The sequence below is a fragment of the Alkalihalobacillus sp. TS-13 genome (assembly GCF_019720915.1).
Lineage (GTDB): Bacteria > Bacillota > Bacilli > Bacillales > Fictibacillaceae > Pseudalkalibacillus.
On the sequence record NZ_JAHKSI010000001.1, the window covers coordinates 3284039 to 3298285 of the forward strand.

Sequence of the window (14247 nt, forward strand, 5' to 3'; positions counted from 1 at the left end):
ATTATGCTTCCGCCTGTTTCATCGCACTGGTCTGTTCTTCAAGAATCAATGCTTCGATGAACTCATCGATTTTCCCTTGTAAAATCTGATCGAGTTTTTGAATCGTCAATCCGATACGGTGGTCCGTCACACGGTTTTGCGGAAAGTTGTATGTGCGGATCCGTTCGGAGCGGTCGCCCGTTCCGACTGCAGACTTCCTGTTCGCCGCATATTCATCCATCGCCTCTTGTTGGAATTTATCATAAATACGTGCGCGCAATACTTTCATCGCTTTTTCTTTGTTTTTGATCTGAGATTTCTCGTCCTGACATGAAACGACGATTCCAGTTGGTACGTGTGTCAAACGAACGGCTGACATCGTCGTGTTGACGCTTTGGCCGCCTGGTCCGCTTGATGTGAACGTATCGACACGGATGTCTTTTTCATGGATATCGACTTCAACTTCCTCTGCTTCAGGTAAAACGGCTACTGTTGCTGTAGAAGTATGGATCCGTCCGCCAGACTCTGTGGATGGGACACGTTGAACACGGTGTGCACCATTCTCGTATTTTAGCTTGGAGTAAGCGCCTGCCCCGTTCACCATGAAGATGACCTCTTTATAACCGCCGAGTTCAGTATAGCTCGCTTCAATAATCTCCGTTTTCCAGCCCTGGATTTCAGCATAACGGCTGTACATCCGGTAAAGGTCGGAAGCGAATAAAGCTGCTTCATCTCCACCAGCCGCACCACGAACTTCAATGATAACGTTCTTGTCATCGTTCGGGTCTTTTGGCAATAAGAGAACCTTCAGCTCCTGTTCAAGTTCTTCATGATGCTCTTTCAGCTCGGAAAGCTCCATTTTTACCATTTCACGCATTTCGGCATCGAGCTTTTCTTCAAGCATCTGTTCGGCACCTTCAAGCTCTTCAGACACTTCTTTATATTTACGATAAGCTGTCACTGTATCTTCAAGGTCGGATTGTTCTTTCGAGTATTCGCGGAGTTTTTTCGAATCACTGATGACTTCCGGGTCACTCAATAACTCATTCAATTTTTCGTATCGTTCTTCGATTGATCTCAATCGTTCTAACATACTGCTCACCATCCCAATCATCGTATTACGTTCCCGATTTTCATCAGGTTGGTAAAATCCGAACGGTCGAACCCGTATGAACGAAGTCAACGTCTTTTTTTACCGTACTGACTTTAAGCAAAAGGAATCCCAGTTGCAAAAAGTTGCTTAACATTAACATTATAGTATACGTCTCATAGGAGGTCAAAGAACAGTTTAGAAGGAATCAACTCTGGATTTCCAGATTAAAACATTTATGTAGAGGGAATGAATGTATTTATCGGATTTACATTTTTGCGTTATATTTAAGCCGTTCATAATCAGATCGGCATTGGTTCATCCGGATTGCTGCGGTGAGTGATTCGATAACAACCTTTTCATCTGTTATGATACTGAAAACGTGGGATGAAGTGGCAAAATGTCCGAAAAAGTGTGTGCATCCTTCAAAGCGCTTGTTCTCACTTGTCCATCTGCTTGGTTGATAAGATACGATGAAGTTCCCCATACTTTCATAAATCGGATCGAGTGGTTCCGACCCCAAGCGCTTTAGTAATGCCTGTATGTTCTCCGGTTCGGCACCGCCCCATTCCAGTCCATTAGAATCTATGTATAACATGTAAAAAACCCCTTTCATCCTGTAAGATTCGACAGCTTATGCGCTTTCATGAGTGTTATAGTGAAAGAAGATTGTAATACACATACTAGTAGTAGGAATTTTTTCAAAAAAAGGAGTCGGTTTATAAATGAAATACGTCATTATCGGAGGAGATGCTGCTGGCATGAGTGCCGCAATGCAGATTGTCCGTAACGCTTCAAATCCAGAAGTGATCACACTTGAAAAAGGAGATATCTATTCTTACGGACAGTGCGGTCTTCCCTATGTGATCAGCGGCCAAATTCCCGAAGCTGAGGATTTGATTGCGCGAGATGTGGAGACATTCCGCGAAAAATATGGAATAGACGCGAAAATCCATCATGAAGTGACAAAAGTCGATACAGATGAAAAAAACGTAAGCGGCCGTCATACGGAATCGGGTGAGACTTTTACATATACGTATGACCGCTTGCTTGTCGCGACTGGTGTGCGTCCGATTATTCCTGATTGGTATGGGAAGGACTTGGACGGTGTCCATACACTCAAAACGATTCCCGATGCAAAAAAAATCATGGCAGATCTTGATCATGCTGTAAAACAGGTGACCATCATCGGAGGGGGTTACATCGGTCTTGAAATGGCTGAGAGCTTTGTCCATCTTGGAAAAAAGGTCCGGATGATTGAGCGGAATGAACAATTGGCGAAAATTTTCGATGAGGACATGGCGAGGCATATCCATGAAGAAGCTGAAAAGCATAGCATTGAGCTTTGTTTCAGTGAACAGGTAGAAGGTTTTCAAGGCGAAGGACATGTGAAGTCTGTCATTACGGATAAAAATGAATATGCGTCGGATTTAGTACTGGTTGCGGTAGGTGTAAAACCGAATACGGATTTCCTGAAGGATACACTTGTACATTTGAATGAAAATGGCGCGGTCATTGTGGATGCTTATATGAAAACGAACGTAGAGGATGTTTATTCTGCTGGTGATTGCGCTACCCATTACCATCGGATCAAACGCTTGAACGATCATATTCCTCTCGGTACGACCGCCAATAAACAAGGCCGGATCGCTGGTTTGAACATGATTAATAAACCGAAGGCATTCGAAGGAATCCTCGGGACGTCCGTAATCAAGTTCATGGATCTGACTCTAGGCAGGACAGGCGTTTCTGAGCGGGAAGCAAAGGCTTTGAACATACCTTACGATACGGTCGTAACAGAAGCGAAAGATATAGCGGGTTATTATCCAGGAGCTGAAAAACTTCATGTAAAACTGTTGTACAATACAGAAAATCAAAGGATCATCGGCGGTCAGTTCATCGGAAAGCATGGTGTCGATAAACGAGTTGATGTCCTTGCGATGGCACTGTTCCATAAAATGTCGCTGCATGATCTCGAGGATCTGGACCTAAGTTATGCACCACCATACAACGGGGTTTGGGATCCAATCCAACAAGCCGCGAGAAGAGCAAAGTGATGTGATTAAATGATTTGGAGCGGAGAGGACTGGCTACTCGTCAGTTCTCTTTTTATTGATTTTTTGCTGACAACTTGGGAGTGAAACGGTGAGTTCATAGTAGCTCACTTGGGCAGAGGACAGTTTTGGGTTGGACTGCTTGCCTAAAAGACCTTATTCCAAAAACTTTAGCGGACACGAGAGACGTTATTTTCGAAAAATCATTATGAATCCAGTGCCTTTTAGCCAAATAAGAGCTCTGGTGTCCATTAGCTTTATCTTCATCGCTGTTGTGGATGACTGTAGTACACCGCTCATCCGTAGAATAGTTTCCCTATCCGAATAAATGAAGGGCCGACCACAAAATGGCCGCCCTTTTATAAGAAGATGGGAGTGCTCAAACCATCTTTCCCCTTACTATTTCGAGTCCAAACGAAGGTGAAGGTGATACCTTGGGACTGATATCTGAATGGCATCTTCGAGTTTATCTTTCAAAGCTTTACGCTCTTTTTTTGATAAATCCCGAGGAACATTGACATGGACCCAAGCATCGTTTCCGTTGATCGTAACGAACTGAGCGTTTCGTCCAGAAGCATCCTTAACGGCTTGACGAATTTTGTCCTGATCATCACTGATCGTAAAACGCTTGGAAGTCAAGTTACGATAGCTGTTCGGATTCTGGTTTGACTCGAAATTATATCTTCGATTCGGTTTCCTATTGGTCGCGTGATAATTAATGATCCCGTGACCTACGAGAGGATTTTTACTTTCTTTCGTTTCGTACGCAGACGGCTCTTTGCTTGCAATTTCCTCTGAGGTTGGAGGCTGCATAGGTGAACAAGCACCTAAAAGGACCGTCGCACTAAGAAAGATCGTTTTCTTCAAAATAAACACCCCCGTAACCTTAGCATAACCAAATCCGATACGAATAAAGTGGGAATCGATGGGAATCCGTGCCTGGCACCGAAAAAGAAGTTATTGGTACCAAGGCTTCCCACCCGGTGCCTGGCACCATTTTAAATCCCTTCTCACCCAAGGGTTTTGGAAGTGTACCTGGCACCGATCAGAAATACAGTCATAGCAAGGCTTCTGAATAGGTGCCAGGCACGCAATAAATGAATAAACCTGAGTGGAGTTATTTTTCCACTCAGGTTATCTTTTTATGATTTATGCTTTTGTCGGTTGTGGTTGGTACTGCGATTTCATTCTGGGATGTTCTGGTACTTCATGACAATGCCTGCATCGAGGCTCGTACGATTCTGAAGCACCAACTAATATGATCGGATCGTTATAGGATGCTGGTTTCCCGTCGATCAGTCGCTGTGTCCGGCTTGCTGGACTTCCGCACACCAGGCAAACCGCATGGAGTTTCGTTACACTTTCAGCCAATGCCATGATTTCAGGAACCTGTCCGAACGGTTCTGCTCTGAAATCCTGATCAAGACCAGCCACGATCACTCGCTTTCCATTGTTGGCAAGGAGCTGGATGACTTCGACGATTTTCTCGTCAAAGAACTGTACTTCATCGATTGCCACTACTTCTGTATCATACGAAACAAGATTCGAAATATCCTCTGATCTTTTGACTGGTACAGCCATCACAGAGGTTCCGTTATGGGAAACGACTTCATCTTTGCTGTAGCGATCATCCAGTAAAGGCTTGAAAACCTGAACTTTTTGTTTACCGAACGTGGCACGTCGAACGCGTCGAATCAATTCCTCTGATTTTCCTGAAAACATACTGCCGCAGATCAGTTCGACCCATCCATTCTTCTTCATTACATACATGCCCGTCTCTCCCTTTTTATCTTTATTAAAAACACGATATATAACTTCTCTTATGTATTCTTTTCTAATGATAACAAATCATAAGCATGATGGACGAATTTATTTTTTGACCTCAATAAAAAGTCTTGGCGTAGGCTGAGCCGTAGTCGCCCTTATATTGAAGAAAGTATTTTCTTCAAATAGAAGTAAAAAACAGGCAGAAGGGCGTTCCCCTGCCTGTTTTAAGACCTTATTTAAGGTTGTATTTTTTCTTAAAGCGATCAACACGTCCACCTGCGTCAGCAAACTTCTGACGACCTGTGTAGAACGGATGACATTCAGAACAAATTTCAACGCGAATATCTTCTTTTACTGAACCTGTTTCAAATTCATTTCCACAAGCACAAGAAACTTTCGCTGTTTTGTAATTTGGATGGATTGCTTGTTTCATCCTATTCATCTCCTTCTGCCCTGAACCCTTAAGGAACAGAGTTATTTGCACACATGAGGTAGTATACCAATTTTTTAAACAGATTTCAACAACCTATTTGACGGTCATTTTCTTGCCCTGGCCGGACCGCTCTTTCTCGAACATGTGGAAAAATTCCTCGTTCGTTTTCGTTTTCTTGATGCGTCTCATGAAATGTTCGACGAAATCATAAGAATCGTCCATCGTCTTCCGGATTGCCCAAAGGTGCTCAAGATGCTCTTTGGCAATAAGCATTTCTTCTTTCCGTGTACCTGAACGGCGGATATCGATCGCAGGGAAGATCCGGCGTTCTGCAAGCTTCCGATCGAGATGGAGTTCCATGTTACCAGTCCCTTTGAACTCTTCATAAATGACGTCGTCCATACGAGAACCTGTTTCGACAAGCGCAGTTGCCAGAATCGTCAGGCTTCCGCCGTCCTCAATGTTACGCGCGGCACCGAAAAATCGCTTCGGCTTATGGAAAGCAGCTGGATCGATACCACCAGACAACGTCCTTCCACTTGGCGGGATGACGAGGTTGTAAGCACGCGCAAGTCGAGTGATACTGTCCATCAAAATCACGACATCCTTCTTATGTTCGACAAGTCTCATCGCCCGTTCGAGCACAAGCTCAGCGACCTTGATATGGTTTTCAGGAACTTCATCGAACGTCGAACTGACGACATCTCCTTGAACAGAACGTTCGATGTCCGTCACTTCTTCCGGACGTTCATCGATCAATAGGACGATTAATTCGGCATCAGGGTGATTCGTCGTCACGCTATGCGCAATCTCTTTTAAAAGGGTCGTCTTACCAGCTTTAGGCGGGGCAACAACTAAACCACGCTGCCCGAAACCAACTGGAGAAATCATATCCATGACCCGTGTCGAAATATTTCTTGCTGAGGTTTCCAGCGTCATCTTATCTTCAGGATATAAAGGCGTCAATGCTGGAAAATGGACACGTTCCTTCGCTGTATCCGGATCTTCACCGTTGACAGCCGCAACGTGCAACAGCCCGTAGTAACGCTCATTTTCTTTTGGAGGACGTACCTTACCAGAAACCTTGTCCCCATTTCTTAAATCGAACCGGCGGATTTGAGATGCTGAAATGTAGATATCTTCAGAACTTGGAGAATAATTGATCGGTCGTAAAAATCCGAAACCTTCTGTCGGTATGACTTCCAAAATACCTTCCATGAACGAAAGATCTTCTTTTTCAGCTTGCGCTTTCAGAATCGCAAAAATCAATTCCCTTTTGGTCAACTTGCTATAGTATGAAATCTTCAGCTCTTTGGCTCTTTCATACAAATCCTTGAGTTTCATATTTTCTAATTGTGATAAATTTAACGACATAGTACACCACTCTTCACGCGTATTTAAATTATAGATCAAGGCAAGAATAACGCCTTCATATATTAGGCACTGTTAAAGTCCATTGTTTATGTTTGCGAAATTCACTCGCGAATTTCACTAAAACTATGTTAACGGCGCCAAAGAATAAAAGTTTGTTTTGGAACGTTCTCTAAAGACTTGGAAGGAAAGAAACGTTTTACAGAAGTGTTGTAAAAGAAGTATGTTGATGAAGCAAAAAATCAATAGATACATATATTCTACCCAAATATGACCACAATAATCAAGAGAATCACAATGCTGTCAGGTTAAACAGCATTGTGTCTTGAAAATTCAGGGTTTGATCACTAGATTCGGCTTCTTTTTCAAGCTGTGCTTTCCATCGATAAAACGGACTGTTCCAGACTTCGCTCTCATGACCACAGACTGCGTCGTACCCACAGTGCCTTTGAACCGGACACCTTTCAGCAACTCACCGTCTGTTACACCTGTCGCAGCAAAGATCGCATCATCACCCTTTACGATGTCCTCCATACGGAGAACACGGTGGATGTCTTCAATTCCCATCTTTTTGCAACGGGCAAGCTCTTCATCTGTGTGTGGAAGGAGTTTCCCTTGAAGCTCTCCTCCCAGGCATTTAAGCGCAACAGCTGCCAGCACACCTTCTGGCGCACCACCGCTGCCTAGCAAAATATCAACACCTGTATCATCAAAAGCAGTATTGATCGCTGCAGCGACATCTCCATCCTGGATAAGCTTGATCCGAGCTCCGGCATCGCGGACTTCTTGAATCAGCTTCTCGTGACGCTTACGGTTTAAAATAACAGCAACGATATCCTCGATGTCTTTATTTTTCGCCTTTGCAACCGCTTGAAGATTGTCCGCCACCGAAGCATCGATATCAACCATACCAACCGCTTCAGGGCCGACGGCGATTTTATCCATATACATATCTGGTGCATGCAGTAAATTCCCGTGATCGGCAATCGCAAGGACTGCTAATGCATTCCAAGTTCCATTCGCAACAATATTCGTTCCTTCCAGGGGGTCAACAGCCACATCGACACGCGGTCCGTAACCCGTACCCAGCTTTTCTCCGATATAAAGCATAGGCGCTTCGTCCATTTCTCCCTCTCCAATGACGACCGTACCTTTCATTGGAACAGTATCGAACACATCACGCATTGCCGAAGTCGCAGCATCGTCAGCTTCTTCTTTCCGACCTCTTCCCATCCAACGGGCAGATGCAAGTGCAGCTGCTTCCGTCACACGGACAAGTTCCATGGATAAACTTCTCTCCATAACCTTTCTCCCCCTATAAAAGCTATTTGAAAAGGCTCTAACATACTTGAAAATTGTTTTTTGCGAAATTCAAAGCCTTAAAAAAACAGTTATGTCTTAAGTTGATGAGTAACGACCACTGCCTAGAACCGTTACATCCTGCGCCTGCAGTTACTCGCCGCAACATTGCTTCGATGTCAAGCAAGTCCGAAATTTTGTGACAACGGCAGTACTAGAACGTACTGTTCGTTTTGAAAATCCGACGTTTATCATCCTTCGTTATATCAACTAATTAGAAACAAGGAGTTCGAGGCACGATGGTTTTGAGGACCGAAGTGTATCGTGTTAATACATGAGGACCGGAAAAACCAAGTAACGACGAAATCCGACGTTTATCATTCGTTGTTAGACTAAGATTGATTAACCTCATCCAACTCTTCAATATCAAAATTCTCACGCCATACTTTTGCACCTAGTCCTTTGAGCTTTTCGACCAGATTCTCATACCCTCGGTCAACATGCTCGAGGTTAGAGATTTCTGTAATACCTTTTGCCATCAGACCAGCTACAATGAGCGATGCCCCAGCGCGTAGATCAGAAGCTTTCACTTTTGCACCTTCGAGTGGTGTCGGTCCGTTGATGATCGCTGACCGGCCTTCTACTTTTACGTTGGCACCCATCCGTCTCAGCTCGTCGATATGTTTAAAACGTGAGCTATATATTGTATCGGTTACAATACTCGTTCCTTCAGTGCTTGTTAATAATGCAGTGAACGGCTGTTGCAAATCGGTAGCAAAGCCCGGATAGACAAGTGTCTTGATATCTACGCTGTTCAGTTTGCTGCCGCGGCGGACGAAAACCGTGTCATCCGCTTGGTCAATATGGACACCCATTTCACGCAGCTTCGCAATCAATGACTCCAGGTGAAGCGGGATGACGTTATCAATCGTGACTCCGTTCCCCATTGCAGCTGCCATGATCATATAAGTCCCTGCTTCGATTCTGTCAGGGATGATCGAATGACGACAGCCGTGCAAGGATTCAACACCATCGATCCGAATGACATCCGTTCCGGCACCTTTGATTTTTGCACCCATGCTGGAAAGTAGAGTAGCGACATCAATGATTTCAGGTTCTTTAGCCGCATTTTCAATGATTGTCCTGCCTTTTGCACGAACTGCCGCAAGCATGATGTTAATCGTCGCACCGACACTTACAACATCGAGATAGATTCGGGCGCCGACGAGTTCATCTGCACGCAAATAGATCGCACCCTGTTCGTTCGTTACTCTTGCGCCGAGTGCTTGAAAACCTTTTATATGTTGATCAATCGGACGAGGGCCCAAGTTACACCCGCCAGGGAGTCCGATGACTGCTTTTTTGAATCGTCCAAGCATGGCCCCCATCAAATAATAGGATGCTCTCAGCTTTTTCACTTTCCCATTCGGAAGTGGCATGGAAATCATGTTTTCTGGATGTACAGTAAGGGTGTTATCTTCTAAGTGCACTTCCCCACCGATGTCTTCTAGTAAGTCGCGTAAGATGCCCACATCCGAGATGCTTGGGAGATGGTCGATCGTAACAGTCGAATCAGCTAGAATGGCAGCCGGGATCAAAGCGACCGCACTGTTCTTCGCTCCGCTGATCTGAACCGTACCTTCTAGGGGATGTCCTCCCTCGATCATTAATTTCTCCATTGCTTTCTCCCTTCTTCGCCTTCTGAAAAATCAAGAATTCAAAAACTGTAATCGTTAGTGTAAGCAAAAATTCTATTTTTATCCAATATTTTCCGTATTGGTATATATTCGAATGCTAAAATCAGCTTTTATTTTGACTATTGTTCCAATCTGCCAAAAACTTTTCAATCCCCTGGTCCGTCAATGGATGATTCATCAATTGGGATAAGACCTTTGAGGGGATGGTTGCGATATGAGCGCCTCTGAGTGCCGCTTCCGTCACATGAATTGGGTTGCGGATAGAAGCTGCTATGATTTGTGATTCGATTTTATGGACATTGAAGATTTCCGCGATTTCCGAAATCAGCGATAAACCGTCCTGTCCGATATCATCCAACCTACCTAAAAATGGAGACACATAAGTAGCCCCAGCACGTGCAGCCAGCAAAGCCTGGTTCGCTGAGAAAATTAATGTAACGTTCGTTTTGATACCCAACTCAGTGAACGTTTTAACCGCTTTCAATCCATCTTTAGTCATTGGCACTTTGACTGTGATGTTAGGTGCGATCGCTGCAAGCTCTTTCCCCTCTTCAACCATTTCATCATAAGTCAATCCGATTACTTCAGCACTGACAGATTCTGATACGATCGAAGTTATTTCCTTCAAGCGCTCGTGAAAATCTACACCTTCTTTAGCAATTAATGATGGATTCGTCGTCACACCGCCCAGTATTCCAAGCTCATTTACTTCGCGGATTTCATCAATATTCGCAGTATCAATAAAGAATTTCATAGGATGTATCACTCCTTATATCTATAAAACTTTCGTTTATGCATCTAAAAATTAGTGGGTTTTGTTTCTAGTGAGGGAAGGTCCAACCAATGTTTTAAGAGGTTGACTCATGGATGCCTGACATCGCCATCCCTTTACAACCAAGCTTCAATGAATCAGACTCCTCCATTTTAACATCAATTTTGTTTAAGATGTTGGTTTTGGAGGTTTCTGACTATTTGTGAAGCCGTTGGGCTGGAGGTGCCTGACATTTGTTTCGTGAGTCAACCCCTTAGTCATCAGTCTATCGTCATTTCAATTTATGCTTTGTTTGAAGAACCGAATTCACGCATTTTACCTTTTACCGTTTCCTTGATTGCATCGCGTGCAGGTCCTAGGTATTTACGAGGGTCATACAATTCTGGTTTTTCAGCAAGTACTTCACGTACTGCTTTTGAAGCTGAGAGTTGGCTTTCAGTGTTGACGTTGATTTTAGAGTGTCCAAATGAAATAGCCTTCTTGACATCAGCTGTCGGGATGCCTGTTCCACCGTGAAGAACAAGTGGTACACCTGTCAATTCACTGATTTCCTTCATACGATCGAATCCAAGGTTAGGCTCTCCTTTATAAGGACCGTGGACAGATCCTAATGCTGGTGCGAAACAATCGACACCTGTTTCACGGATAAGCTGATCGCATTCAGCTGGGATTGCGTATGCTGCTTCAGCATCGTCAACGATCAAGTCATCTTCCTGTCCGCCGATACGTCCAAGTTCTGCTTCTACAGAAACACCAACCGCATGAGCAACTTCAACGACTTTTTTCGTTAGAGCGATGTTTTCTTCAAGCGGATGATGAGATCCGTCGATCATGACAGAAGTGAATCCTGCATGAATTGCTTCCACACATTTTTCGAAGCTTGAACCGTGGTCAAGATGGATAGCTACAGGAACATTTACATTGTATTCTTCCATCAGGGATTCAACTAGATTGACAACCGTCTTGAATCCACCCATATAACGGGCAGCACCTTCTGAAACCCCACAGATAAGAGGAGATTTTTCCTCTTCAGCAGCCTGAAGTATCGCTTGTGTAAACTCCAGGTTGTTCAGGTTGTATTGTCCTACTGCATATCCTTCTGCTTTTGCTTTTTCGAGCATTTCCTTCATTGAAACTAAAGGCATAAACAATTTCCTCCTTGTAGGTATCGAGCACCTTAATATTCAGTATAAGTATTCGTTCAAATAGCAGGTTGAATGCCCTTTGAACTTCATTTAAACAGGCTTTGTTATCCTTTATTGTTGATTTTTGCGAAATTCACTCCCTTTCCGCGGACAATCGAAAAGCGGAAACGACCCGGTTAGGCACGTAGGTCACTGGAAAACGGACGAGGAGGCTGTCGCTGCCGCAGGGTCTCGCCTGGCTCGCTTTTCCATCAGGAGTGTCGCAAATTTCGCTTCAATCGAACTAAGCCAATAATCAACATCATTATTTAACAAAGTCTTTAAATAAAGCCGCTTCCGACTCCAATACATATAACTCCAATAAAAACAATTATAGCATATCAATTTTGAACAGAATCCGCAATTGATAAAGCAAATAGGGTTGTCCGAAAGTTCTTTTTCTCCGGCAGAAATACATACCATTCCCTAAGTTGGGGTTATGTACGAATGCTGTGCTGGAGGTTTTGATACCTTTCAAAGACAACCCTTATTATTTGCTTATGTTTTAACGATTATGAACGTATTGGTAAATGTTTCTTAACGACCTCGCGGATTTCGTCGATGTCGAAAGGTTTCGCGAAATGAGTGATGGCTCCTAGATCCATAGCTTCATGAATCATATCGAGCTCGCCATAAGCTGTCATGATGATGACACCTACATTCTGGTCGACTTTCTTGACACGACGTAAGATTTCCAACCCGTCCATGCCCGGGATTTTCATATCAAGGATTAAGAGGTCAGGCTTTTCATTTTCAACGATGGACAGTGCTTGAACACCATTTGCCGCTTGAAAGGTCTGATATCCTTCTTTTTTGAAAATCTCATTTAATAGGATTCGGATCCCATACTGGTCATCAACAATAAGTATTTTGCCTTTCATACCTTATCCCACCCTAGTTTCCATGTTGTTGTAAATTTCCCACACCACTATCTCTTAAACATATTTCGATTAATATTTTAAAATTCCTTCTCCCTCGTCAAAATCCACCATTTAATTTAATCAAACCATTGCACTTTGAGAAATTCACTCCCTTTCCGCGGGCAAACGAAAAGCGGAAGCGACCCGATTAGTCACGCAGGTCACTGGAAAACTGACGAGGAGGCTCGAACCAAACAAAGACTTGGTTCTGCGTGGGCTAACTCATAAGGATGTCAATCAATGTGTCGCCGCCGCAGGAAGTTTGAAGTGATCCAAGTGACTGGTCGCTGAGCTAGACATCACTTCATTGCATTTACCTACTTCCGTGAGCTCAACGTTCACCACAGGACGTACTTGTACAGGATGTACTGACTTCGACGTTCACCATAGGACGTGGTGGTATTTAGTCGAAGTTCATTATTATAGTCGAAGATCCTTTTAAAAACGGTGGGGTCTTGCTTGGTTCGCCTTTCCCGCAGGTTTTCAGAAAATTTTTTTATGAAATTAGACCCAAGCCCTGTGCAGACAATTTTTAGTCTATCGTATAAAAACTTACTAATAAATTAAACAAAGCCTATTTTAAAAGAATGAATTCGTTATACTGAGGGTATGAATACTAACGTTTAAAGAGGTGATTTGGATGCTGAAAATATTCACAACACAGCTGTCTGGTGTTTTTAAAAGAATAGAAGAACAAGAAGACGAAACGATTGAAGACTGCTCCCGGCTGTTGGCCCAGACTATTACCGGAAATGGCACGATTCACATAAAAGGATTTGGCGAACTCGAGGGTATCGCTTCTGCTATTACAGAAAGCAGCGAAAGCCTCCCAGCATGTGCGTCCTATGGTGAAAATATAGTGAAAGCTGGCGATTGCATCCTGGCGTTTGCCAATAATGCGCGGAACATAGAGCTGGAAAAATTGATCACGCAGACGGAATCAGAAGGTATATCTGTGGTGAGTGTCGCTGCAGTCGAAAAAGGAGATGAACCGGTTCCAAATGAAGAATTTCATATTGATACAAAATTATTGATGCCTTTAGTCCCAGGTGAAGATGGAGAACGGATCGGCTATCCTGTCTTTATGTTAGCCTTATATGTCTACTATGCACTGTACTTTAATACGAATGAAATGCTTGCGGAATACGATGAAGAATTTTAATCTTATTAAATTTTTTTATTTTTTTTAATATGTTAGAAGGAGATTTGTAAAATGATGGAGAAATATATGTTAAAGCATGACAAAAGTCACGCTTTTCAGCCTTCTCCTTTCCTACAGCCTAATCTTAACCCCCTCGTCTTTCATAGTCCCCACCCTACTCCCCAAAGCTATGAATAAGACAAAAAATAACCCGGTTTGATACTTCACTTAAGGCTGTAGATCGGACCACATACATAAAAGTGGATAGTAAGGACCATTCAAGTTACGTTCATTTCGGAAACCAGCGACGAAATGATCGTGACTTGTTTTGGTTTGGCTCTTTTAAGACGTAGGGGATGGGAAATATACTCGCTTTCCACGGACAATCCGCAAACCTCCTCGCTCACTTGCAAAGGACGTGCTTGCTTCAACGTTCACCCCACGACGTGGTCGCCTTTTAGTCGAAGATCCTTAATTCGCTGTGGGGTCTCGCTTAGCTCGCTTTTCCCTCAGGAGTCTCGTATATTTCCACTGCTTTCA

General features: G+C 43.6%; 13 protein-coding genes. 2 read left to right on the forward strand and 11 right to left on the reverse strand.

The genetic code is table 11. The features are described from left to right. Window position 1: 1 nt before the first annotated feature. Both prfA and KOL94_RS15660 read right to left on the reverse strand, forming a co-directional pair. Window positions 2-1072, reverse strand: coding sequence for a peptide chain release factor 1 (gene prfA / locus KOL94_RS15655; RefSeq protein WP_221567758.1), 1071 nt, complete (start codon window positions 1070-1072; stop codon window positions 2-4). 265 nt (window positions 1073-1337) lie between these two features. Further along, on the reverse strand, window positions 1338-1667 hold the full coding sequence (locus KOL94_RS15660; RefSeq protein ID WP_221567314.1) for a hypothetical protein: 330 nt from the start codon (window positions 1665-1667) through the stop codon (window positions 1338-1340). Between the two features lie 127 nt (window positions 1668-1794). On the opposite strand from KOL94_RS15660, the gene KOL94_RS15665 reads away from it, so the two are divergent. Further along, window positions 1795-3126 (forward strand): CoA-disulfide reductase, encoded by a 1332-nt coding sequence (locus KOL94_RS15665; protein ID WP_221567315.1) that lies wholly within the window; start codon window positions 1795-1797, stop codon window positions 3124-3126. 396 nt (window positions 3127-3522) lie between these two features. Here KOL94_RS15665 and KOL94_RS15670 read toward each other — a convergent pair whose 3' ends face one another. From KOL94_RS15670 to KOL94_RS15710, 9 genes are all read right to left on the reverse strand, one after another. Then, a complete protein-coding gene (locus KOL94_RS15670; protein WP_221567316.1) occupies window positions 3523-3990 on the reverse strand; it encodes a hypothetical protein in 468 nt (155 codons plus the stop codon). Between the two features lie 282 nt (window positions 3991-4272). Further along, entirely contained in the window at window positions 4273-4893 is a 621-nt protein-coding gene (locus tag KOL94_RS15675; protein WP_221567317.1) for a thymidine kinase, read from the reverse strand. 229 nt (window positions 4894-5122) lie between these two features. After that, a complete protein-coding gene (gene rpmE / locus KOL94_RS15680; protein WP_221567318.1) occupies window positions 5123-5323 on the reverse strand; it encodes a 50S ribosomal protein L31 in 201 nt (66 codons plus the stop codon). Between the two features lie 93 nt (window positions 5324-5416). Then, window positions 5417-6697 (reverse strand): transcription termination factor Rho, encoded by a 1281-nt coding sequence (gene rho / locus KOL94_RS15685; protein WP_221567319.1) that lies wholly within the window; start codon window positions 6695-6697, stop codon window positions 5417-5419. A 330-nt stretch (window positions 6698-7027) separates the two neighbouring features. Beyond that, the gene (gene glpX / locus KOL94_RS15690) at window positions 7028-7996 is read right to left on the reverse strand and encodes a class II fructose-bisphosphatase (protein WP_221567320.1); all 969 of its coding nucleotides are present in this window, start codon (window positions 7994-7996) and stop codon (window positions 7028-7030) included. Window positions 7997-8385: 389 nt separating this feature from the next. Further along, entirely contained in the window at window positions 8386-9672 is a 1287-nt protein-coding gene (locus KOL94_RS15695; RefSeq protein WP_221567321.1) for a UDP-N-acetylglucosamine 1-carboxyvinyltransferase, read from the reverse strand. A 121-nt stretch (window positions 9673-9793) separates the two neighbouring features. Next, window positions 9794-10444, reverse strand: a complete 651-nt coding sequence (gene fsa / locus KOL94_RS15700) for a fructose-6-phosphate aldolase (protein WP_221567322.1) — start codon at window positions 10442-10444, stop codon at window positions 9794-9796. 299 nt (window positions 10445-10743) lie between these two features. Next, on the reverse strand, window positions 10744-11607 hold the full coding sequence (gene fba, locus KOL94_RS15705) for a class II fructose-1,6-bisphosphate aldolase (protein ID WP_221567323.1): 864 nt from the start codon (window positions 11605-11607) through the stop codon (window positions 10744-10746). A gap of 551 nt (window positions 11608-12158) precedes the next feature. Further along, a complete protein-coding gene (locus KOL94_RS15710; protein ID WP_221567324.1) occupies window positions 12159-12527 on the reverse strand; it encodes a response regulator in 369 nt (122 codons plus the stop codon). 679 nt (window positions 12528-13206) lie between these two features. Here KOL94_RS15710 and KOL94_RS15715 point away from each other — a divergent pair. Continuing rightward, window positions 13207-13728, forward strand: coding sequence for a DUF2529 family protein (locus tag KOL94_RS15715; protein WP_221567325.1), 522 nt, complete (start codon window positions 13207-13209; stop codon window positions 13726-13728). Window positions 13729-14247: the final 519 nt, after the last annotated feature.

Bases quoted from the DNA above. Each gene is read 5' to 3' on its own strand.
- prfA (WP_221567758.1), bottom strand. From the start codon at position 1,072: ATGTTAGAACGATTGAGATCAATCGAAGAACGATACGAAAAATTGAAT.
- KOL94_RS15660 (WP_221567314.1), bottom strand. From the start codon at position 1,667: ATGTTATACATAGATTCTAATGGACTGGAATGGGGCGGTGCCGAACCG.
- KOL94_RS15665 (WP_221567315.1), top strand. From the start codon at position 1,795: ATGAAATACGTCATTATCGGAGGAGATGCTGCTGGCATGAGTGCCGCA.
- KOL94_RS15675 (WP_221567317.1), bottom strand. From the start codon at position 4,893: ATGTATGTAATGAAGAAGAATGGATGGGTCGAACTGATCTGCGGCAGT.
- rpmE (WP_221567318.1), bottom strand. From the start codon at position 5,323: ATGAAACAAGCAATCCATCCAAATTACAAAACAGCGAAAGTTTCTTGT.
- rho (WP_221567319.1), bottom strand. From the start codon at position 6,697: ATGTCGTTAAATTTATCACAATTAGAAAATATGAAACTCAAGGATTTG.
- glpX (WP_221567320.1), bottom strand. From the start codon at position 7,996: ATGGAGAGAAGTTTATCCATGGAACTTGTCCGTGTGACGGAAGCAGCT.
- KOL94_RS15695 (WP_221567321.1), bottom strand. From the start codon at position 9,672: ATGGAGAAATTAATGATCGAGGGAGGACATCCCCTAGAAGGTACGGTT.
- fsa (WP_221567322.1), bottom strand. From the start codon at position 10,444: ATGAAATTCTTTATTGATACTGCGAATATTGATGAAATCCGCGAAGTA.
- fba (WP_221567323.1), bottom strand. From the start codon at position 11,607: ATGCCTTTAGTTTCAATGAAGGAAATGCTCGAAAAAGCAAAAGCAGAA.
- KOL94_RS15710 (WP_221567324.1), bottom strand. From the start codon at position 12,527: ATGAAAGGCAAAATACTTATTGTTGATGACCAGTATGGGATCCGAATC.
- KOL94_RS15715 (WP_221567325.1), top strand. From the start codon at position 13,207: ATGCTGAAAATATTCACAACACAGCTGTCTGGTGTTTTTAAAAGAATA.